The following is a 22630-nucleotide window of genomic DNA, read 5'->3' as shown; positions in this document are numbered from 1 at the left end:
TTTATCTTTTTGTAATCGTGGCATCCAAGTTCATGATTGTACTGGCCACCACGGCATTGGCCGCTACCAAGGCGGCATCATCGGTTGAATCGATACGAAATTCTCCGGTATTCAACCATCCATCTGTTTTGGGCGGATTATGTTTGAAGTTTTCAAGTTCGTCCTTTTGTAGGTCCGACAATAACTTCAATTCATCCTGCCTTATTTCTCTTCCGGTCAATTGTCTAAAAACTGTGGATATTCCCTTCTGGACCGTTTCGTGTTCCGCTATGTTCTTTCCTAGTACCCTAGCAGCTTCCACATAGGTAGGGTCATTGAGGAGTACAAGTGCCTGTAAGGGTGTATTGGTCTCTTGTCTGCGTACCGTACATATGGAACGTTCTGGTGCGTCAAAAGTGGCTAACGTCGGATGGGGTACAGACCGTTTCCAAATCGTATACATGCTTTTTCGGTACAATTTTTCGCCTTTATCTTCCTCATAGCTTGCCCCGTTTATTTTCCAAAGTCCTTTAGGCTGATAGGGCTTAACACTTTTACCGCCAATTGTCCTATTGAGCAATCCTGAAGCGGCCAAGGCATTATTCCGCAACATTTCACCGGTCAATCGTTTTGATGGCCCCCGAGCCAATAAACGATTATCGCCGTCCCTACCCTTCAATTCCGCTCGGGTCAATGAGGACTGTTGATAGGTATGGGACATGACCATCAATTTATGCAGGGATTTTACATCCCAACCCGATTGTACGAATTGCATGGCGAGCCAGTCCAATAGTTCCGGATGGCTCGGCAATTCTCCTTGATTCCCAAAATCCTCAGCAGTCTTTACGATTCCTGTGCCAAACATATTTTGCCAATATCGGTTTACCGCAACACGGGCGGTCAGGGGGTTCTCTTCATGGGTCACCCATTTGGCCAGTCCCAATCGGTTTTTGGGGAGACTATCTGGATAGGGGAATATTTTTTCAGGCGTGCCGGGGTATACTTGCTCCCCATAGGCGTCGTATTGGCCTCGTTCCAGGACGAAGGTTTCCCGTGGTTGATCCATCTCCTTCATCACCATAATTTCCTGTACGCGATCTACACTGTCCACATATATCTTTCTGGTCTTTTCGAGTTCCTTAAGGGAGTTTCGATATGTTCTGGAATGATTGGCAAGGTGATATTGCTCCAAATGCGCCTTCTCTTCTTGGGAAAGCTGATCGGACGATTTTGAAAGCAATGCTGTCAGTGCATCCCGATTGGAAATTTGCAATACCTCAACTTGGGTCAGTTCCTTGTCAAAAACTAAAATATCATCCACTATGGCTCCACCTATACCCTTGCCCCTCCAACGGGCACCAATCTGTAGGCCGGGCTCTATCGGCTTGTTATAAATAAAATCCTCATAAGCATTGAAGATGATATCCTTATATAAATTATCTACCTCGATTTCGGTTTTCAGCTCCGTACCATCCATAAAAATCTTAAGGCCATCGGAAGTGCTGGAACCATCATACGTCATCGTTAATTGTACCCACGTATTCTTTGGAACTTCTTGTAAACTCAATTCCACTATGGCATTATCCGGCCATACATGCGCTAACATCGCTTCCAACTTATTCTCCTTTAGGGCCAAATGATACCCTCGATAACTATGTAGCCTGGTACCATGATTCTTGTGAAGAATAACCCCGTTCTCCAAATCTTCCGGAATGTTGATCGCAATACCAATGCTAAAAGGTTGATGCCGTTGAAAGATTCCGATTCTGTCCATATCTAACCAGGCATCCCCATCCAATTTCAATCCTTTCCCGGACGTGCCTTCAACAATATTCGCCACTTGTTTTGGGGCGTACTGTCGCTTCATCGTACCTTTCTGGGATGGGTTTAACCTATTATGTAATTGCCCTTTTGTAAAATCGATTTTGGCAATAAGCTCTTCCGGAGTACTTTGGGTGTTGATTTTTTTATAGCCTTCGGAAGTTATCCACTTTTCCGTGGCATTGTCTTCATTTGCAATTGTGTTTTCAATGTCTTTCTCCTTCCCTTTTATGAGGTCATCAACATAGGACAAAAATTCTTCTTGCTCTTGGGTAGGAAGCATCAAAGTGGGAACGGGCATGGACCAGTCCCATGGAATTTGGCCTGATTCGTTGACATTATTGAAGAAACTGTACATTTCAAAATAGTCCTTCTGGGTAATGGGATCATATTTATGATCATGACACTTGGCACAGGCCATAGTAAGCCCCATAAGGCCTTCGCCCAGGACATTGGTCCTATCCGAAACATATTCCGAACGGAATTCCTCATCCACGATGCCACCTTCCAAATTCTGTGGATGCAATCGATTGAAGGTCGTAGCCAAAATCTGTTCCTTGGATGCATTGGGCATCATGTCACCTGCCAATTGCCATTCCAGAAATTGATCATAGGCCATATTCTCGTTAAAGGCTTTGATTACCCAATCGCGCCAAATGGATACATCGCGATAACGATCTACCGTATATCCATGCGTATCCGCATAACGGGCCAGATCCATCCAATCCAAGGCCATCTGTTCTCCATAATGAGGGGAGTTCAACAGCCTATCTATGACCTTTTCATAAGCTGAGGGGGAATCATCCTCTAAAAAGGCATTAATTTCTTCAAGGGAAGGCGGTAATCCGGTAAGGTCAAATGTGGCCCTGCGCAACAGGGTTTCCTTGTCGGCCTTTTCCATGGGTTGCAATCCTTCCTGCCGCAGTCTATACTGTACAAAATTATCGATCGGGTTTTCAATGTGCTGCTCTTCCTTAAGAGCCTGAACTTCAGGTTTTTTCGGGGGAATAAAGGCCCAATGATCTTTGTATTCGGCACCTTCCTCTATCCATCGAATCAACATTGCCTTTTCATAATCCGTCAATATGAGATGGGATTCCGGTTGTGGCATTACTAGTTCCGGGTCATCCGAAAGAATGCGGTTTACAACTTCGCTTTTGCCAGGACTTCCCGGTTTAATGGAAAAGGTTCCAGGGGTGTTTTCGGATTCAGCATAAGCCAGTTGCGGCAGATGCAATTGTAGCCCGGCCTTTGCTTTTGTCTTATCGGGCCCATGGCAGAAATAGCATTTGTCCGATAGAATGGGTTTTACATGTTGGTTAAAGTCAATTTTTTCAGGGAGTCCTTCATAGGCCAATTCCACCGATTCCGGTAAATCCGGGCCACCACAAGCGGAAAGAAATATACCTCCCAAAAACAAAACCGCATTCCTTATCCTTATCATTTTCATTTGCTCAGTTACCTAACCATCAAAATTAGTACTTCAACGCTATCTATTCTTGTACAAATCAGGCTATGGGTTATACTTTTCCGACTTATTATTATTTTATGAAATCACTGAAGCACATAGCACAATCCTTTGTTTTAACATATCTCATAGGCATTTATGGCAGTACGATGATTAAAAAGATGTAACTTAGTAATGTATCAAATCCGATAATACCTATGGTCCAAAAAATGCAGAAAACCTTGCAATCCTTAAAATTGACGTTACTCAATATTGGGTATGCCCAACTGGATACCTCTTGGGACTATGACAATGTAATCAGTCCTTTTTCGCGCCTTTACTTGATTACCAAGGGTACGGCTAAGATTTATCATAGCTATCAAGAATTTGATTTTAAGGCAGGTTATTTGTATTTGGTACCCAGCTTTACTTATAGCCGTTACCATTGCGATACCTATCATGAACAGTACTATATTAGTTTTTTGGAAGAGGTAGGCAACGGCCTATCCGTTTACAACCTAAAACACTTCATTTACGAATCCAAGGCCACGGAAATGGATATCCATTATTTCAAAAGACTGTTGGAACTCAATCCGGATCGCTCCTTAAAGGACGACAATCCCAAGGTCTATGATAACCGGGAGTCGTTATCCCGTTTTGAGAAAATGAACGAAAACCTCTCTACCCCGGCATTTATAGAAACACAGGCCTTATTACTACTTCTATTCTCGCGGTTTATTCGCAATGCCAATAGGACCAGAATCAATGCTAAAAACAATTTTAATGATGTTCTCAGTTATATAGGGGAGCATTTACACGAAGATCTGGGGGTCGCTGATCTAGCCGCTTTTTGCCATTTAAGCGCGGACCATTTTTCGAGGGTATTCCAACAAAAATATGGGATACGTCCCAGTCGATATCTACAAACCAAAAGGGTTGAACGTGCCGAGACCTTGTTGTTGACGACAAAAAACTCCATTAAGGAAATTGCAGAAAAGACAGGTTGGGGCAATACGCCCTATTTTACGCGAATCTTTAAAAAAACCACTGGAAAAACACCTGCGGAATTCCGTCGGGAACGTTCTTTAATCTAGTCCTTATCGCAGATTAAAACTCCCTGCTTACACGATTCATTAAGGCATTTGCTTCCGCATCACCTTTAAAATGTTGCTCCACGGGATCCCATTCCAATGTGCGCCCCAAATCATAACCAATATTGCATATATTACCTATGGTCGCCGAGCGATGGCCGGTCTCGACATCGCAGATGGGTTGGGTACGATTTTTAATGGCATCCAGCCAATCTTGATAGTGATTCTCGTTGGAATTATAGAGTCGGGTATCGGAATCTTTGAGTTCCGCAGTAAGAATCTTCTTGGGATCGGTCTCCAAATAGCTTCTGCTTACATCCAGAGTACCTTCACTTCCAATAAAGCGAACACCCCATCCTTTCTCAAAATCCTCATGGACCATTTCAACACCGTTTTCGTAGAACATGCGCATTCCCCGGACGGCAGACCTGTCCTTAGGAGGAATATAACGTACCGGACCGGTATGGTCCATACCCAAGCCCCATTGGGCAATATCGAACATATGAGCACCCCAATCGGTCAAAATTCCACCACCCGTTTCCTCGAACTTTCGCCAATCCGGGAAGAAAGGATCACTGGTCGGTGGGGACAGTCGGTGATTATAGGGCAATAATGGAGCAGGACCGCACCATGCGTTCCAATCTACCTCCTTAGGGGTAGGTTCGGTTTCCATATTAAAGGGAATGGCCGGGTCGCCAACATTCACCAAGACTTTTGAAATCTCCCCTACGTAACCATTTCTCACGAGTTCACAGGCCCTCCTGAATTTTTCCCAAGAACGTTGCATACTACCTACCTGTACAATTCTTTCCGTGCTACGAGCCGTTTCCACCATATCAATTCCTTCCCTGATGCGTTGAGTCATTGGTTTTTCACAGAAAATATCCTTGCCTGCATTCATTGCGTCAATCGCTTGAATGGCATGCCAATGATCCGGAGTTGCAATGATAACCGCATCTACATCCTTCCTGTCCAGAATTTCCTTATAATACCCGGTAGTTCTGACTCCTTTATAGCCGGTCTGTTGTCTTTTCTCAGCATACATTTGTTCCACATAACCTTTGAACCAATCATTTTTAGTGGTCCATACATCAGAACCGGCAACTATTTGGGCATCTTTAGTGTTTTCTAAAAAAACACGCGCCAGACCCATAGTCTGTTTTCCCAAACCTATGAATCCTAGGTTTATTTTATCACTTGGAGCAATGAATCCCCTACCTAGAACATGACGCGGAATAATACTAACAGCCCCTGCGGCAAGCGTGGTTCTTGAGATAAATTTTCTACGGGAAATTTGATGGTCGGATTTTTGACTCTTTTTGGAAGAAGAATTTGATTTTTGCATGGGTAATCGTATAGGTTGTTTGTTTAGACTAAAGGTACGTATTTGTAAAAAATCTTACTACAAAAACCATAAAAGAATTTGCTTTTCAACCCGCAGATTAAATGGGGTTATGCCCGAATATGGGACAGGTCCAAGGTATCCTTCATCTCTTTCTGTAATTCTAACAATTCTTGAAACAATTCATTCACTTTTTCTTTATGTTCCTCGTTCTCCGATATATCGTTCATCTCCTCTGGATCGTTCTGCAAATCGAACAACAACACTTTGTTCAACTTCGGGTAGACCATTAACTTAAAGCCCTCTTTCCGAATCATCCTTTGGGTATCTACATAGCTCCCATAGATGGATGGATACTGATTTTCCTTCGTTTCACCGAGCAAGGGCAAGACACTATTAAAAAAGACGTATTGTGGTTTTTCAATTCCCGCCAAATCTAAGCTTGTAGCCATGGCATCTTGCAGATAGATATCGGTTTCTACCTTTTTATTTTTAGGGATATCGGGGCCCATAATCATAAAAGGAGCCCGGACACTATGATCAAATTGGGATTGCTTGCCCAAAAGACCATGCCGGCCGACGGATAAACCATGGTCGGCGGTAAATACGACATAGGTGTTATCTCCTTTTCCCGTGGCTTCCAAACCTTCCAAAATCTGTCCGATTTGATCGTCCAAATGGGTAATAAGGGCATAATACTCCTGGATGTGCTTTTTTACGGCATATTCTGTTCTGGGAAAAGGTGCCAGTGCCTCGTCTCGAAGATCGGGACCATTGCCTATACCATCCTTGAAGGGGTATTCGGGCAGAAAGCTTTTGGGTACACTGATATTTTCCAAGGGATATTTGTCCAAATATTCCTGAGGAGCCTGTCTGGGATCATGAGGTGCATTAAAGGCGAGATACATAAAAAACGGCTTGTCACTCTTTCCCGCTTTATTTAAAAAGCCCAACGCATCATCTTTGAGAACTTCGCTCCAATGCTTTCCTCCTTGCCAAAAGCCCCCATATTTTTTATCGGTTGGAGTCCATAACGTATCATTTTCATTCAAAGGTCTGTTATAGCCTATAGACCGAATTTCAGATTCAGAAGCTCCATTACCAAGCATTTCATTTATTATAGGAATGGTACCCTGATGACTCCAGGAATCACGGGGCATTCCAGGGCGAACGTGTACTACATTCTGAAAAACACTATCGGCCGGGGCCTTTACATGCCACTTTCCCGTCATATATGTTTCGTAACCGGATTTTTCCATCAAACGCCCCCATGTCTTTTCCATTTCCTTGCCCTGAGACCAACTTGTCGCCATTTTCTGTGCATCCCAAATACTTCGCCCGGAAATGATCATGGAACGGGATGCTACGCAAATGGCACCATTCCATCCACCCATATTAAAGGCATGGGTAAAACTTGTACCGTTCCTCACTAAATGATCCAAATTAGGGGTCTCTATTTCATCATTCCCCAAAGCATGTAAAGCCGAATATGTCATATCATCAGCAAAAATGAAAACGATATTGGGCTTGGCCGGTTCTTCCTTTTTTTCGGTCTTGCAAGCAAAAATTAATAGACATGGAATTAAGATCAGTAGTTTTCTCATGGACATTACAATTTTTCAATTTGTGTATAGTAGGACGGGATAACACTACCTTGGGCATTAGTAAAATTACTTTTCAATTTATAACTTCCTTTTTTCAATTTTCCCTTTACAATTGCAAATGGCTTGTTGTCGTCCACATCCGCTTGCAGAACCATATCCCCTAACTCTACTATAGCTTTTGAAGGAAATATATTTTTTCCTTCCGGTAATCCATCCCTAAAGGGTGTCCCGGGAATTTCTTTTGCAGCCGCATTTAATGACAGATCCGATTCTGATGGATAACGATGCAATTGAAATTGGTAATCCCCGTCTTCCATTACTTTTATGTTGTAGAATCCGTTAGGGGAAAGTTCACCCTTACGAATTTGAACCTGGTTCCAAGGGAGTCCATCAACGGTATGCATATCGTGTATGGTAATCAGCACCGGATTTGCTTCTGAGGTACCCAAGGGAATTTCTGCATATTTTATATCCGGTTCCACACTTGACCACCATTCGTCATAAAACGCCTGCATTTTGGAAACCACATCAGGATATTCCCCGGCAATATCGGTTTGCTGACCTGGATCATCTTCAATATTGTAAAGTTCAACACCATTTACCAAACGCCATTTCGTGGACATAACACAAGGATTCCTACCCTTTAGGGGTCTCTGGTTACGCTGGGTATCCACTACCAACATCCGATCCTTGGCTTGTTCTTCTCCGGTCATGATTTTTGCCATACTGGTACCGTCCAATGGATTTTTAGACGTATATGGAATGCCTGTCAAATCGGTCAAAGTTGGTAGCAAGTCCACATGGGATACCAATTCATTGGAGCTCGTTTCCTTTAGGACATTCCCATTGGGCCAGCTTATAAAAAAAGGTACTTTATGTCCTCCATCGTAATGGCTACCCTTAATTCCCCTAAGACCAGAATTGTAACCCAGCATTTTATCATCGGCCGTTCGGGATATCCCCAAAGCGGTACCGTTGTCCGTGGTAAAAATCAAGATAGTATTGTCGAAAAGTTTCTTTTCCTTTAGATAGGCGACCAATCTTCCAAAGTTCTCGTCGATATTGGATACCATCCCGTAAAAGCGTTTTTGCTTTTCGGTCAAATCGGCCTCTTCGTACATTTTGGCATATTTCTCCGGAACATTAAAAGGACCGTGAGCGGCATTCGGAGCCAAGTACATAAAGAAGGGGTTGTCAACATCGCGTACTTGTAAAAAATCCATTGCCTCATCGAACCATACATCCGTACAATAGCCATCAAACTTTTGGGGTACTCCATTTCGGAAATAGGTATCGTCAAAATAATCATTGTTCCAATAGTCAGGTGTTTGTCCCACTCCCCCACCTCCATGATAAATGGCATGCCCGAACCCCTTGTCATGTGGGCGAAAGGGATAGTTATCTCCTAAATGCCATTTCCCGAACATAGCGGTGTCATATCCATTTTCGGTAAAAACTTCGGCGATCGTCTCTTCGGTTTCCAATAAAATAGAGCACCCCGCAATGGTATGCCAGGCATTGTTGCGATTGGCGTTACGACCTGTCATAATACCTGCCCTGGTCGGGGCACATGTGGTACCTACGTGAAAATTGGTCAGTTCCAAGGATTTGGAAGCGAATTGATCTAAATGTGGCGTTTTTGTGTAGGGATTGCCATGATATCCTAAATCGCCATACCCTTGATCATCCGTTACAATGAGTATTACGTTAGGCCTTGGGGCCAAGGGTTCGGACACCGATGCATTTTCCTTACATCCTGTTCCTATAAGCAAAAAGAAAAAAAATAGAAGGTTGGTGAAAGTGTTGAGATGTTTCATTGTGTTATTGTTAAAGGCCCGCTGCTTCATTTGTATTTTTCATTTTTGATACGTACTCGCTGGGAATTACCCCAAACTGTTTTTTGAAACATTTGGAAAAATAGGAGGCCGTATTAAAGCCGGTCATATACATAATTTCCTTAACCGAAAGATCACTGTTCTCAAAAAGCTGTACCGCCCTTTTAAGACGAACGTTTCTGATGAATTCACTTGAAGATAACCCCGTTAATTCCTTGAATTTTAAATAGAGGTTACTGCGGCTCAATCCCATTTCCTTTACCATCATCTCAACATTGAAATCGGTATTCATCATATGCTTCTCGACAATTTCTATGGCTTGGTTCAGGAATTTTTCATCGGTGGAAGTTACGGTAACCTCACTAGGCTGTATGGCAATATCCCTATTGAATCGTTTGCGAAGTTCGTTCCTTTGCTTTACTATATTAGCAAGCTTTAGCTTCAATAGTTCCATATTGAAGGGTTTCGTCAAGTAATCGTCCGCTCCGGTTTTAAGGCCTTCCAACTTACTCTCTTCTGATGATTTGGCCGTAAGCATTATTATCGGAATGTGACTGGTTTCTTCCTGGGTTTTGACTGCATTGCAAAATTCAATACCATCCATAACGGGCATAAGGACATCGCTCAAAATAACGTTGGGCACTACTTTGTTGGCAAGCTCCAATCCCTGTTTTCCATTTTCGGCTTCACAAATCGTATATTGACTTTCCAGTGATTTTCCTATGAAAGACCTTATGTCAGGGTTATCATCCACAATAAGCAACACCGGCAATTTTGATCTAGACTTTGATAAACTTTCATCTACCAGCTCGTCGTTTATACCAATAGCAAAGGATTCGGTTACAGAAGAACGTACCAAAAAGTCGTTCTCCGAGGCCTCCTTGCAGGTAATCTCGTCTATATTAAGATAGGATTCTTTTTTAGCAGGCAATAGAATGGTAAATTCAGTTCCTCCGCCGGGTTCGCTGGTAACGTTAATGCGGCCTTGATGCAATTCTACCAAATCCTTGGTAAATGAAAGTCCGATGCCCATCCCTTCAGGGTTTACTTTTTTACCTTCCTTTTCAACATAAAAACGTCTAAAAATTTCTTCCAACTTGTCCTTTTCTATTCCCGCACCTGAATCCTTAATACGTATAGAGACGTAATCCAATCGTTGAAAGTTCTCTAGTCCGATACCAATTTTGATATTGCCATTTTCCGGAGTAAACTTAAAAGCATTGGATAATAAATTATTGATTATTTTTTCCAAGGCCTCATGGTCAAACCAAGACAAAAGGTTTTTATGGGAACTCTCAATTTCCAGATGAATCATTTTTTTGAGTGCCAAAAACTGAAAGGGTTCAATAACTTCCTTTATAAAAGCAATGATATCCGTGTTTCGTACTACCAATCGCATTTTACCTTGATTGATTTTTCTAAAATCCAATAGCTGGTTTACCAAACGGAGCAGATAATTCGTGTTTTTGTGCATAAGCGTATACTGCTCTTGAACTGCTTTTTGTGCCAAATTATTTCCACTTTTTTGCAAATATTCCAAAGGACCCTTTATCAGAGTGAGCGGGGTACGGAACTCATGGGAAATGTTAGTGAAAAACTCCAGCTTAACTCTTTGTAGTTCCTCGTATTGCTCCTTTTCCATGTGTTCCAGTTGCAACTGGTGTTTTTCCGTGGTGCGTATAAATGTGTATCTCCAGAAAAGCCAAAGCAGACCTAGGGCGAGCAAACCATAAATACCATAGGCCACATGTGTACGCCAAAAAGGTGGAACTATCCTAATTTTCATTTCAGTTGGAGTAGGGTCCCAGAGGCCATCGTTATTTGAGGCCTTTACTTTTAACGTATATAGTCCCGGTTCGAGATTTGTATAGGTAGCGAAGCGTTTATTTGAAGACGTCTTTATCCAGTCTTCATCAAAACCTTCCAACATGTAGGCAAATTTATTTTTTCGGGGAGCCGCATAATGAAGTGCGGCAAATTCGAAGGAGAAACTATTTTCCTTGTACTTCAGGCGAATTTCATCCGAGAGGGCAATGGTCTTTTTCAAAATAGGTCTACCATTGATTTTCTGACCCACCCGGACAGATCTATTGGATATCAAAAAATCAGTGATGACCGTTTCTGCCATGGACTTATTTTCTTGAATATCATCAGGATAAAAGGAATTGAAACCATTTACACCACCAAAAAGCATTTCCCCATCAGCTCTCTTTAAGCAGGCCAATTCCTGAAACTCATTGCTCTGCAAACCATCGTTTACATCATAGTTGGTAAAAACCTTTTTGTTGGGATCGAATCTGGATAAACCTTGGTTTGTAGATAGCCAAAGATTACCATTTTCATCTTCCAAAATACCTTTAATAACATTGTTAGGCAATCCGTCTGATTCCGAATAGGAAATAAAGGTCTCTGGGCCACCGTCATGCGAAGGAATAAATTTGTTCAGCCCACCTCCAAAAGTTCCTATCCATAGGTTTCCCTTACTACTCTCATATATGGCCAAAATATAATCATGGCTAAGGCTTCTCGGGTTTCCCGGTATATTCTTAAAAACATCAAAACGAGGCCTTATTTTGGTCTTTTCGGAGCGATTCAATCTGCACAATCCATTCCCTGTAGCAATCCAGATATTACCTTTGCTATCCTCGAAAACATTGCGAATGATATCGCTTGAAATACCATCTGAATTTGCTGTATTGTGACTGAAAATATCCTTTTCAAAATCATTCCCCTTAGGTGTCCATCGTTGAAGACCACCTCCATAGGTGCCAACCCATAAAATACCATCACTGTCCTTTAGAAGGGTAAAGACGCTTTGAGCCACATCTGGAAAAGGATGAATATCACTGTCCTGAATTTTATCAGGATCATCAATATTAAGTTGGTAAAGCCCTGGAGTGCCTTCGACCCCGATTAGTAATGTTCTATTGTCCTTTGTCCCGATCTCTTCTAGCGCAAAGGGTTTGGATACGGATTGAAAAATCTTGAAGTTGTCATAGGATCGATTATTTTCCGCAGAGGTCAACATATTGAGTCCCCCACCTTCGGTACCAATCCACAATGTCCCACGACTATCCTCAAACATGGCCCTGATCTTATCATAACTGAGGCTTTTGGAATCCAAGGTCTTTCGGACATGCAAAAACTGTTTTCGTTCAGGGTCAAACTTGTTGATGCCACCTCCATTGGTACCTACCCAAATAATACCACTACGGTCCAAAAACAGGGATTTAATGATATTTTTGCTTATACTATTTTCATCCAAGGGATCGTACATAAACTTGTCCAAAAGGTCGGGTGGTTTATTTCCTGAAGTATTCTCAAAATAAAGAAGTCCGTTATAGGTGCCTCCCCATATGTTTCCTTGGTTGTCAATGAGAAGTGTATTGTAATTTCCTTCAGCTAGCTTGCGTACCTTGGCAAAGTCATGCCCTCCTTCCTGTATAAAAAGGCCATTTTCCGTACCTACCACGAGCCTTCCGAACTTATCTTGCACGATGCAGCTCACAATGACCTCGGGCAGCCCTAAAGCTTCATTCAAAGATCGAAAATAAATATCCCCATTCTCGTCCCTGGACATCTTGTACAAACCACCTACGCCCCCAACATATAACTGATTTCTATTGTCCTCAAAAACATCATATATCAATTTTCCATCCCAGCCCGTGAGGTATGAAGCATATTCCAAATGATATTTTTGAAATACCACGGAATCGAGACCTTTGTTTAAATCCAACATGTTGAGTCCACTGTTCGTTCCAATCCACAGCCTATCCCTATGATCCATGAACAAGTCGGATATATGATCATTGCTCAAGCTTTCTACATTGCCTTCCTCATGGGTAAATGCTTGAAAAGATTCGGTAGATCTATCGAAAAAATTAAGCCCACGACCCGTAGTGCCAATCCAGAGGTTACTGTTCCTATCCCCAACAATATTGTATATGAGATTGCTATTAATACTTCCTTCATTACTTGTATCGGGGTTATAAACCGTAAAATCATAACCATCAAACTTATTCAAGCCATCATGTGTTCCAAACCACATAAAGCCATGTTTGTCTTGAAAAACACAATTGATATCATTTTGGGAAAGCCCTTCATTGGTGGTTATATGGTCAAAAGAAACCTCACTTTGCGACAACCCCTTACCAACATTTGTCATGGAAAGGATGCCAACAAAACAAATGGTTCGCAAAAAATAAGTGAAGGAAATCATTTTCATATATCGGCAATAGTAAAAAATTAAATATACCAAATTATATTTCAGGCTCTAATGTTTCGCAAAATCAAATTTTTATTTCACTTATTTCGAGTCCGTTTAGAATAACAGGGATGTCCTTGTCATCGGATTTTATTTGGATTGAAATCGATTTGCTTTCACCGGAACGTATTCTATGGGATATTGAGGTAGGTTCCGAGTTTCCCATCCGATTGCCCATCGATGGCACAACTGAAATCGTACTTTGGCTTCTCCCATTATCTATCAATAACTTATAAGAAAGCTTAGGGCTGACTTCTTCCATCAAATGATGATATGTTTTTAATGTGTATTCTCCCTTTGGAAGTCCGGAAATGGTCAAACGGAGTTCTCCTTTTGTTTTGGCACCATCCATCCCAACAAGGCCAAATTGGAGGATAGTCCCCAACCATTTTGCCATTCCAATTCATTGCCCTCGGCATTAATTCCTAGTTTAAGGTTTGGAAAGTCTTCAGATTTTGGGTTCAAGGAAGGGTTCCATTCCGTCCAACCAAATTGAAGTAACCGCTCTTGGTCTCCTCCCAAATCTATTTTAGCTTGCCTTAATTCGTAGATAGGCTTAGCTTCTGCTAAAACCTTATTGTTTTCATAAGGTATAGTGGTTATTGAAGCTTCAGAAGACTTTAGTCCTTTTGCAGAGGCCTTTATTGTTAGTTTTCCGACCTTGTCCGTAGCTCTGACCAAAGCAGATGCCACCCCATAATAGGCTTTATTCGGATTTGCCCCTATTGAAGCATTCCCTACTATTGTCCCTACCCCGTTTATGGTAAAGGTTACTTTGGTAGAGTCCATCCTGACATGGTTTCCTTCCTTATCCAAGATATAGGCTTTTACCATTTTTATATCGGATCCATTTGCGTAAAACGGTCGGTTGTCCTCCTCGATAAGCACTTTCAACATATAGGGTTTACCAGCTTTTGTTAAGCTATATTCCGTTACCGGTTGGCCATTCCTTATTCCTTTAGCAGTCAATTTACCTTCTTCCCAGCTGTAGTTAAAGGTAAAGGAAGGGTGATCCACGTATAGTTTCTCCTTATCATGATCGGGTTGTTGTCTGGCAATTAATTTGTCTTCTTTGTAAAGTTCCACTTCTTCACAATTACTAAAAACTAAAACCTTTCCTTCCATCCTGGCCCGTTCATCGGCAATATGTATTATGGGTTTTTCCAATAACTCCGACTGATACCAATAATACACAGGATTGGGTTCTCTATACATTGAAAATATACGTCTTGGATGCAATCCCCTATTTGGCTTAAAGGCTTGATAATCATGAGCGGTCCATACCGCAACACCGAGATGATTGGCCGAAGCCCTTGCTTTGGAAACCTCAAACTGATTTCTGCCGGCGTCTGCCGAACTGCCATGCTCACAAAGAAAAACAAATTCATTAGGGTTCAAATCCATATTCTGATAGTCCATTGGGGTATAGATATCCGTTATCCCTGAATTTCTTGGGCCACTCCAAGGGCTACCATTGGAGGCAGTTACCCTTGTGGGATCCTCCTGTTTACAAGCATAGTGTAATTGAGGAACTGGACCGCGATGGTTCAATGATCCGCCCCACATTAATATGGACGGATGATTGCGATGGTTCCGCACCATCCTCCGTGTGGCCTCCTCCAGATTCGTAAACCAGCGCTCATCACCAATACCAATCCAACTTGGGGGTTCTTCATACACCAAAATTCCCAATTCGTCGCAAGCTTGGATGAAGGAATTGTCATGGGGATAGTGCGCGAGGCGAACCACATTGAAGCCGGCCTGCTTAAACTGCCAGGCGTCTTTCCAATGCAATGAGTTGGGAACCGCATCACCTACAAAGGGATAAGCCTGATGCCTATTGGCACCTATTAATTCAATAGGTTTTCCGTTAAGCAAAAAACCCTGCCCCCGGACAAATTCAAACTTTCGAATCCCTAAAGGATTTTCCAGACAATCAACAGGCTCGTTATTTTTATAAACAGTTGTATTTACACGATAGAGATAGGGACGATCAGCGGACCATAACTTGACATTTTCAGTAATTCCTCCGATTTGCGAGAAAGTATAATCACTATTCGCTGGAATATTTGCCCGGGTTTCCATCCGGCTAACCACTATTCCATCGGCATCTACAATACGGCTAACCAATCTGCAATCTTGTGTATTATCAGATTCGTTCCGAACCGTAGTCCTTATATCTATAGTGGCGTTCTGGGGTGTTACCGATGGTGTGGTCACAAAAACACCGGCATTTTGGGCCTCCCAGGGAAAAGTGACGTACAGATTGTCCGTAATGACCAGAAATACATCGCGATATAATCCGCTAAACTTGATATAGTCATATTGGTTTCCATCAGGAGGGATATTTGGATTCAAACGATTATCGGCACTTATCAATATTTCATTGGGACTCCCATCCCGTTTTACATATTCGGAAATATCAAAATGGAAAGGGGTATAACCTCCAATAGCATGTTCGCCCACATGTATTCCATTTACCCAGAGATTGGTGACTTGATGCACACCTTCGAACTCCAAAAATATCCTTTCATCATTGGTAGCCCGGATAGGCAATTGCTTTTTATACCAACCAACGTTGCGGTGGAATTTGTTCTGATATGTGGTATCCATCCCCGAAACGTCGGAAGGCACAAGTTCCAGGGTATGTGGTACGTTGACCCTTTCCCATTTGGCCCGGTTTACATCCAACTCGAGAACATTGCCTTGGTTGGTTTCCAGATAAAACTGCCAACCCTGGTTAATTTCCAATTTCTGACGAGACGTTTCCGGGTATCCTTCCGGAAGTTCCTGTGAATAGAGGGTAAAGGTAAAAAACGAACAAATGAAAAACGGATATGCAATTTTCAGATAGGGAATGAAACGCATTCTTTTTGGACTTTTGGTTTGCAACCAAAACTCAGGAAAAAACCGCTTCTACAACATCATATATCACCTAAAGACTATAACAAATGATTCGCCTTCAAATAATATATTTTTGTCATTGGCCAACAAAATTGACCAAGGTCCCGATATGATCGATGCTGATCCGAATCTCATCGCCGACCAGTAAGGTGAATTCATCCGGCGGAATAATCCCTGTTCCGGTCATTAAAAAGCAACCCTTGGGAAAATTGCACTCCCGAAACAAAAAATCGACCAGTTCCGAATGCTTTCGCTTCATTTGATCAATTGTGATCTCTGAAGAGAAGGCGATTGAATTCTTTCGCAAAATCTCAAGTCTTATTTTTGATTTTGAATCAATCGGTTCTTCGGGTACATAAATGCAAGGCCCAAGACCGGCACAACCTTCATAAGTTTTAGCTTGCGGAAGATATAGTGGGTTCTCGCCTTCAATGCTCCGAGAGCTCATATCGTTGCCTATGGTGTATCCCTCGATTGTTCCTTCCGAGGAGATAAATAGGGTAAGCTCCGGCTCTGGCACGTCCCAACCTGAATCCTTTCTGATGCGCACTGTACCTCCATCTCCAACGGTTCGTTGGGGAGTGGCCTTAAAAAAGAGTTCTGGACGCTCCGCATCATATACGCGGTCATAGAAGGTACCCCCACCTGCTTTTTTGGATTCCTCCATACGGGCTTCCTTACTTCGCATATAGGTTACTCCCGAAGCCCATATTTCTTGAGTACCCATTGGGATTACAACGTTCTGCAAAACACTTTTATCAACTATTGAAAAGTCCTTAACGTCTTCCATTAAAGCCTTATGAAGGTTTTTTCGGTTGATGAAAGCATCCCAATGGTCAATCTCCTTAAAATAAAATAAATCTTCCTTCTTGATTATGGCACCTTCTTCCGTCCTGTAAATTTGCATGTAAATTGATTTGTAGTATTCCCGCTAAATTTAATCGTTTTTTGGATACTTCTATATCAAACAACGTCTTTGTTTAGTTTTTAAACCATATTGTTTTATCTTGGGCGCTTAATCTATTGGAACATGATGTTCAACATTGCAAAAAGAGTTGCCGTTATTACGGGAGCGAGTGGTGCCTTGGCCCGGAGTATTGCGACTAGCCTTGCCGAAGGAGGGGTGAAACTGGCTTTACTGACTAGAGACAACGAGGCTCTATGGAGTCTGGTTAAAGAAATTCGTACCAAAGGTGGAGTTGCCCAAAGTTACGAGGCAGATATTCTTTCGGAAGCGTCCTTAAAATTAGTTAAGCAAGAAATAGTAAAGGATTTTGGAAGAATCGACATACTCCTGAATATTGCAGGAGGCAATCTTCCAGGAGCGACTATTGCTCCGGATAAGACCATTTTTGACATGTCCATGGATGATTTTAAAAAAGTGACGGATCTAAACCTTAATGGAACGGTGCTACCATCGTTAATATTCGGAAAAGTAATGGCGGAACAACAGGAAGGGGTAATTATCAACTATTCCTCTATGGCCGTGGATCGTGTCATAACAAGGGTAGCGGGATATTCCGCCTCCAAAGCCGCTATGGAAAATTTTACGCGGTGGCTGGCCGTTGAAATGGCTACAAAATTTGGAGACAAAATTCGTGTCAATGCTATCGCCCCCGGGTTTTTCATTGGAAACCAGAACAAGGCATTATTGACCAATCCCGATGGCTCCTATACGGAGCGTGGTAATGCCATTATCCAGAATACCCCTATGGGACGCTTTGGGGAAGCGGAAGAATTGAATGGTGCCGTGCACTTTTTATGTAGTGATGCGGCACGATTTATCACTGGGGTTGTCTTACCCATAGATGGTGGCTTCAGTACTTTTAGTGGGGTATAAGAAGGTTTGAGGTTTGAGGTTTGAGGTTAAAGTCTCAAAAATTTAGAGTTAATAAATAACTTACTATAGAATACATATGTTACAAACATGGCGATGGTACGGGCCTAGCGATCCCGTTAGCCTTCAGGATATCAAACAAGCCGGAGTACAGGGCATAGTTACTGCATTACATCATATTCCCAATGGGGAGATATGGCCGGTAGAAGAAATCGGGAGTAGAAAAAAAGAAATTGAAAAGTCTGGTATGGTATGGTCGGTAGTAGAATCCCTGCCTATTCATGAAAGCATCAAAACCCAAACAGGCGATTATAAACTACATATTGAAAACTATAAAAAAAGCTTGGTCAATTTGGCCCAAAACCAGATCAAGGTAGTTTGCTATAACTTTATGCCAGTGCTGGACTGGACAAGAACAAGCTTGGACTACTTGGTTTCGGATGATTCCAAAGCACTAGCCTTTGAGCATGATGCCCTTGCTGCTTTTGATCTATTTATTCTGAAACGACCCGATGCGGAAAAGACCTATTCCGATGTCCAAATACGAAATGCAAAAGCCTATTTTGAACAAATGTCCGAAACGGATACCTGGGAATTGGTGAAGACCATCATTGCAGGGCTACCGGGTTCTTCGGAAGGCTATCCTGTTCCTGAAAAAGGATATGATTTGAAAAAGTTTCAGGATATTTTGGATACCTACCAAGATATTGGTGAGACCGAAATGCGAAATCATTTAGTGCATTTTTTACGGGAAGTGGTACCGGTTGCCGAAGAACATGGGATTTTGATGTGCATCCACCCGGACGACCCGCCGTTTTCCATTTTAGGGTTACCCAGGATTATGGGCACTGAGGCGGATTATGCCTATATTTTTGAAAAAGTGTCATCAATAAATAACGGAATTACATTTTGTACGGGTTCCTTGGGAGCCAGGGCGGATAACGATCTAGTACATATGATGGAGCGTTTTGCGGACCGTGTCCATTTTCTACATTTACGAAGTACCCAAAGGGACGATAAAACCGGTAATTTCTTTGAAGCCAACCATTTGGAAGGAAATGTGGATATGTATGGAATGGTAAAAAGTGTACTTACCGAAGAAAAAAGAAGAAAATCGACTGGAAGGACCGATTATCAAATACCCATGCGGCCCGATCACGGTCATCAAATGCTGGACGATTTACACAAGAAAACCAATCCGGGATATTCGGCCATAGGACGCTTAAGGGGATTGGCCGAGCTTCGGGGCCTTGAAATGGGAATCAAAAAATCAATTCCAGAATTGATGGATTGACTTAATCCGCAAAATTAAAATAGTCCTTCGCATTTTGATAGCAAATATCGGTCACTATCTTTCCTAACCATTTTTCATCGGCGGGCAGTTCTCCATTGGTAACGTCTTGACCGATAAGGTTACATAAAATTCGTCTGAAATATTCATGTCTTGGGAAGGACAGAAAGCTTCGGGAATCGGTCAGCATGCCTACAAAGCAACTTAAAAGACCCATATTGGAAAGTGCGTTCATCTGTTTTTCCATACCATCTTTTTGATCTAAAAACCACCAGCCCGAACCAAATTGCATTTTCCCTTTCATGGACCCGTCATTAAAATTCCCCACCATGGTCGCTATAACTTCGTTATCCGCTGGGTTTAGATTATACGCCACGGTTTTGGCCAATTCGTCCGTGCTATCCAAATCGTTCAAAAAGTCCCTTAAGGCCTTGGCCTGGGAAAAATCCCCAATGGAATCGAAACCGGAATTCGGTCCCAACTGGGTAAGTAGACGTTGGTTATTATCGCGAATAGCACCGAGATGAAACTGCTGGGTCCACCCTTTTTTATGATAGAGGCGACAAAGAAACAACAGGGTACGGCTTTTAAAATAGTGTATTTCGTCGGTCGAAAGTGTCTTGCCCTCCTTCGCTTTGGAAAATAGTTTTTCGCAACTATGGACACCTTCCTCATAATAATACATTTGTTCCAGTCCATGATCGGACAGGCGACATCCATTTTCGTGGAAGTAATCGATACGATCTCTCAAGGTATCCAACAAATCGGAATAGGAATTGATCGGTTTTCCCGTAGTATTTTCCAACTTTTCCAAATAGGCAAAAAAAGCGGATCCACCATTTATGGCAAAAGCATTATCCGGTCGAAAGGCAGGAAATACCTTAATGCTTGTTGTTTTTTGTTCCAAAATATCTCGATGGTATTCCAGGGAGTCTATAGGTTCGTCCGTTGTACAGACTACTTCCACATTTTGTTGCTCCAACAGGGGAATAGTATGATGCGATGGCTCTTGTAACATTGCGCTGGTCCGGTCGTATATGGATGCGGCACTTTCCCCAGTCAATAATTCCGTTATTCCAAAATAACGTTGCAGTTCCAAATGTGTCCAGTGATACAACGGATTTCTGACCGTGTAGGGCGTAGTCTCTCCCCACTTTAAGAATTTATCCTCATCCGATGCGGTACCGGTAATATATTTTTCATCGATTCCAAGCGCTCGCATAGCCCGCCATTTATAATGGTCACCGGCAAGCCAAACTTGACTTATGTTTTCAAAAACCCGGTTTTGGGCTATTTCATTAGGCGGTAAATGATTGTGATAGTCTAGTATAGGAAGTTTTTCGGCATAGTCATGATATAAAATCTTAGCAAAATCATTGTTCAGCAAAAAATCATCGGTTATAAAGGTCTTCATATGCTATTAACTTCTCAACTTTTTAATCAAATCCAATGTTCTGCGAACACTGTTTCGTAGTTCCTCAAAATTTTGGTTCACTAATATCTCTTTGCTAATAAGTTTGGAACCCATTCCCACGCAGGTCACTCCTGCATCGAACCAAGCCTTGAGATTTGATTCTTCCGTGCTCACCCCGCCCGTGGGCATAATACTGGTCCATGGTTGAGGACCCTTAATAGCCTTAACGAAGCCCGGGCCGTAGGTGGATCCCGGAAAAAGCTTGATGATTTCGCAACCCATTTCCTCGGCTTTATTTATTTCCGTAAGCGAACCACAACCTGGAGACCATAATATTTTACGACGGTTGCAGACTAAGGCGATATCTTCCCGCAATGAAGGCGTGACGATGAAATTGGCCCCTATCTGCATAAATAGGGATGCCGCGGCGGCATCGGTAATGGAACCTACGCCCATAATCATTCCCGGTAATTCCTTCACGGCATATTTGTTCAGTTCCAAAAAAACTTCGAATGCAAAATCACCTCGTGCCGTAAATTCCAATAAGCGTGCACCACCGTCGTAACAAGCTTTTAGCACCTTTTTCCCTAATTCGATATCAGGATGGTAAAACAGGGGAACCATTCCGGTTTCCTTCATTACACCGGCCACTTCTATTCTTGTATGTTGCGCCATATTTCTCGGTTATTGATTAGGTCTAAACCATTATATCCAAATATTATAAAATACCCCTATACTCTATGATTACCTCGCTACCCTACCCGAGGCGTCACCTCTCATTAGTTTTTGCACCTCATCTACGGTAACCAGATTAGCATCGCCTTTGATGGTATGCTTTAAACAGGAGGCGGCTACGGCAAAATTCAATGCATTTTGGTCGTCATCAGGATATTGCAACAAACCATATATTAAGCCGCCCATAAAGGAGTCACCACCTCCAACTCTATCCACAATATGAGTAATTTGATACTCGGGTGATTTATACATGGTCTCTCCATCATATAAAACTCCTGCCCAAGTATTGTGGGAGGCGGAAATGGAGCCCCTTAAGGTGGTTATTACTTTTTTGGCATTGGGAAATTTTTTCATCATCTGTTGGCAAACCGATAGAAATGCCTCTGCCTTAACATGTTCTCCCTGAGTAGTGATATCCAACCCTTCCGGCTTGATACCAAAATGCTTTTCGGCATCTTCTTCATTGCCCAAAATAATATCACAATAGGAAGTTAATTCAGTCATAATACCCTCAGGTTCAACACCATATTTCCATAACTTAGCGCGATAGTTTAAGTCTGTAGATACCGTAACACCATGTTTCTTTGCAGCTTTTACGGCTTCTAGGCAAACATCGGCAGCACCCTGGGAGATTGCAGGGGTTATCCCCGTCCAGTGAAACCATTCTACTCCCTCGAAAACCGCATCCCAATCTATCATGCCTTTCTTTATCTCTGCCATTGCGGAATGTGCCCGATCATAAACTACCTTGCTGCCACGGCTTACCGCCCCGGTCTCCAAGAAATAGATGCCCAAACGGTCACCTCCGAAAACGATCTTATCCGTACCAACACCTCTTTTCCTCATTTCCATTAAGGCGCATTCCCCAATATCGTTCTTTGGCAAGCGGGTCACAAAATCTACAGGGACGCCATAATTTGCCAGGGATACTGCTACGTTGGATTCTCCTCCACCATAAACGATATCAAAGCTTGTGGTCTGTGAAAATCTTAAAAATCCGGGTGGAGAAAGGCGAAGCATAATCTCGCCAAATGTCACTACTTTCTTCATGTATTCAATTGATTTT

The 22630-nt window shown here is 42.4% G+C and carries 14 protein-coding genes; 3 read left to right on the top strand and 11 right to left on the bottom strand.

The genetic code is table 11. The features are described from left to right. Nucleotide 1: 1 nt before the first annotated feature. On the bottom strand, nt 2-3244 hold the full coding sequence (locus D7Z94_RS07975; protein WP_120711982.1) for a DUF1553 domain-containing protein: 3243 nt from the start codon (nt 3242-3244) through the stop codon (nt 2-4). Nucleotides 3245-3477: 233 nt separating this feature from the next. Here D7Z94_RS07975 and D7Z94_RS07970 point away from each other — a divergent pair, with 233 nt between their 5' ends. Then, entirely contained in the window at nt 3478-4341 is an 864-nt protein-coding gene (locus tag D7Z94_RS07970; RefSeq protein ID WP_120711981.1) for an AraC family transcriptional regulator, read from the top strand. 13 nt (nt 4342-4354) lie between these two features. On the opposite strand, the gene D7Z94_RS07965 is transcribed toward D7Z94_RS07970, so the two are convergent. The 7 genes from D7Z94_RS07965 to D7Z94_RS07935 form a co-directional block, all read right to left on the bottom strand. Next, a complete protein-coding gene (locus D7Z94_RS07965) occupies nt 4355-5683 on the bottom strand; it encodes a Gfo/Idh/MocA family protein (protein WP_120711045.1) in 1329 nt (442 codons plus the stop codon). A gap of 107 nt (nt 5684-5790) precedes the next feature. After that, nucleotides 5791-7284 (bottom strand): sulfatase-like hydrolase/transferase, encoded by a 1494-nt coding sequence (locus tag D7Z94_RS07960; protein WP_120711980.1) that lies wholly within the window; start codon nt 7282-7284, stop codon nt 5791-5793. A gap of 5 nt (nt 7285-7289) precedes the next feature. Then, the gene (locus D7Z94_RS07955; protein WP_120711044.1) at nt 7290-9101 is read right to left on the bottom strand and encodes an arylsulfatase; all 1812 of its coding nucleotides are present in this window, start codon (nt 9099-9101) and stop codon (nt 7290-7292) included. Between the two features lie 10 nt (nt 9102-9111). Beyond that, entirely contained in the window at nt 9112-13338 is a 4227-nt protein-coding gene (locus D7Z94_RS07950; protein WP_245967158.1) for a hybrid sensor histidine kinase/response regulator transcription factor, read from the bottom strand. A 70-nt stretch (nt 13339-13408) separates the two neighbouring features. Next, nucleotides 13409-13735: a hypothetical protein gene (locus D7Z94_RS07945; RefSeq protein ID WP_120711043.1), complete on the bottom strand. Its 327-nt coding sequence runs from the start codon at nt 13733-13735 to the stop codon at nt 13409-13411. Next, nucleotides 13699-16251 (bottom strand): glycoside hydrolase family 2 protein, encoded by a 2553-nt coding sequence (locus D7Z94_RS07940; RefSeq protein ID WP_120711042.1) that lies wholly within the window; start codon nt 16249-16251, stop codon nt 13699-13701. The genes D7Z94_RS07945 and D7Z94_RS07940 overlap by 37 nt, the downstream gene beginning before the upstream one ends. Nucleotides 16252-16363: 112 nt before the next feature. Next, nucleotides 16364-17194: a fumarylacetoacetate hydrolase family protein gene (locus D7Z94_RS07935; RefSeq protein WP_120711041.1), complete on the bottom strand. Its 831-nt coding sequence runs from the start codon at nt 17192-17194 to the stop codon at nt 16364-16366. A 123-nt stretch (nt 17195-17317) separates the two neighbouring features. Here D7Z94_RS07935 and D7Z94_RS07930 point away from each other — a divergent pair, with 123 nt between their 5' ends. Further along, nucleotides 17318-18127 (top strand): SDR family oxidoreductase, encoded by an 810-nt coding sequence (locus D7Z94_RS07930; RefSeq protein WP_317125772.1) that lies wholly within the window; start codon nt 17318-17320, stop codon nt 18125-18127. 76 nt (nt 18128-18203) lie between these two features. Then, entirely contained in the window at nt 18204-19418 is a 1215-nt protein-coding gene (gene uxuA / locus D7Z94_RS07925) for a mannonate dehydratase (RefSeq protein ID WP_211341767.1), read from the top strand. 1 nt (nt 19419) lies between these two features. Here uxuA and uxaC read toward each other — a convergent pair whose 3' ends face one another. From uxaC to D7Z94_RS07910, 3 genes are all read right to left on the bottom strand, one after another. Further along, the gene (uxaC, locus tag D7Z94_RS07920; protein WP_120711038.1) at nt 19420-20829 is read right to left on the bottom strand and encodes a glucuronate isomerase; all 1410 of its coding nucleotides are present in this window, start codon (nt 20827-20829) and stop codon (nt 19420-19422) included. A 6-nt stretch (nt 20830-20835) separates the two neighbouring features. Then, on the bottom strand, nt 20836-21504 hold the full coding sequence (locus tag D7Z94_RS07915; RefSeq protein WP_120711037.1) for a bifunctional 4-hydroxy-2-oxoglutarate aldolase/2-dehydro-3-deoxy-phosphogluconate aldolase: 669 nt from the start codon (nt 21502-21504) through the stop codon (nt 20836-20838). Between the two features lie 69 nt (nt 21505-21573). Then, nucleotides 21574-22614, bottom strand: coding sequence for a sugar kinase (locus D7Z94_RS07910; RefSeq protein ID WP_120711036.1), 1041 nt, complete (start codon nt 22612-22614; stop codon nt 21574-21576). Between the last annotated feature and the right edge of the window lie 16 nt (nt 22615-22630).

The organism is Ulvibacterium marinum (genome assembly GCF_003626755.1).
Lineage (GTDB): Bacteria > Bacteroidota > Bacteroidia > Flavobacteriales > Flavobacteriaceae > Ulvibacterium > Ulvibacterium marinum.
The sequence above is the reverse complement of the archived record's forward strand: the minus strand, read 5'-3'. Positions and strand labels throughout refer to the sequence as shown.

What these genes read in the sequence shown, in the direction of transcription:
- D7Z94_RS07955 (WP_120711044.1), bottom strand. Translation starts at nt 9,101, where the DNA reads ATGAAACATCTCAACACTTTCACCAACCTTCTATTTTTTTTCTTTTTG.
- D7Z94_RS07965 (WP_120711045.1), bottom strand. Translation starts at nt 5,683, where the DNA reads ATGCAAAAATCAAATTCTTCTTCCAAAAAGAGTCAAAAATCCGACCAT.
- D7Z94_RS07960 (WP_120711980.1), bottom strand. Translation starts at nt 7,284, where the DNA reads ATGAGAAAACTACTGATCTTAATTCCATGTCTATTAATTTTTGCTTGC.
- uxuA (WP_211341767.1), top strand. Translation starts at nt 18,204, where the DNA reads ATGTTACAAACATGGCGATGGTACGGGCCTAGCGATCCCGTTAGCCTT.
- uxaC (WP_120711038.1), bottom strand. Translation starts at nt 20,829, where the DNA reads ATGAAGACCTTTATAACCGATGATTTTTTGCTGAACAATGATTTTGCT.
- D7Z94_RS07945 (WP_120711043.1), bottom strand. Translation starts at nt 13,735, where the DNA reads ATGGATGGTGCCAAAACAAAAGGAGAACTCCGTTTGACCATTTCCGGA.
- D7Z94_RS07915 (WP_120711037.1), bottom strand. Translation starts at nt 21,504, where the DNA reads ATGGCGCAACATACAAGAATAGAAGTGGCCGGTGTAATGAAGGAAACC.
- D7Z94_RS07970 (WP_120711981.1), top strand. Translation starts at nt 3,478, where the DNA reads ATGCAGAAAACCTTGCAATCCTTAAAATTGACGTTACTCAATATTGGG.
- D7Z94_RS07910 (WP_120711036.1), bottom strand. Translation starts at nt 22,614, where the DNA reads ATGAAGAAAGTAGTGACATTTGGCGAGATTATGCTTCGCCTTTCTCCA.
- D7Z94_RS07930 (WP_317125772.1), top strand. Translation starts at nt 17,318, where the DNA reads ATGATGTTCAACATTGCAAAAAGAGTTGCCGTTATTACGGGAGCGAGT.
- D7Z94_RS07935 (WP_120711041.1), bottom strand. Translation starts at nt 17,194, where the DNA reads ATGCAAATTTACAGGACGGAAGAAGGTGCCATAATCAAGAAGGAAGAT.
- D7Z94_RS07975 (WP_120711982.1), bottom strand. Translation starts at nt 3,244, where the DNA reads ATGATAAGGATAAGGAATGCGGTTTTGTTTTTGGGAGGTATATTTCTT.
- D7Z94_RS07940 (WP_120711042.1), bottom strand. Translation starts at nt 16,251, where the DNA reads ATGCGTTTCATTCCCTATCTGAAAATTGCATATCCGTTTTTCATTTGT.
- D7Z94_RS07950 (WP_245967158.1), bottom strand. Translation starts at nt 13,338, where the DNA reads ATGATTTCCTTCACTTATTTTTTGCGAACCATTTGTTTTGTTGGCATC.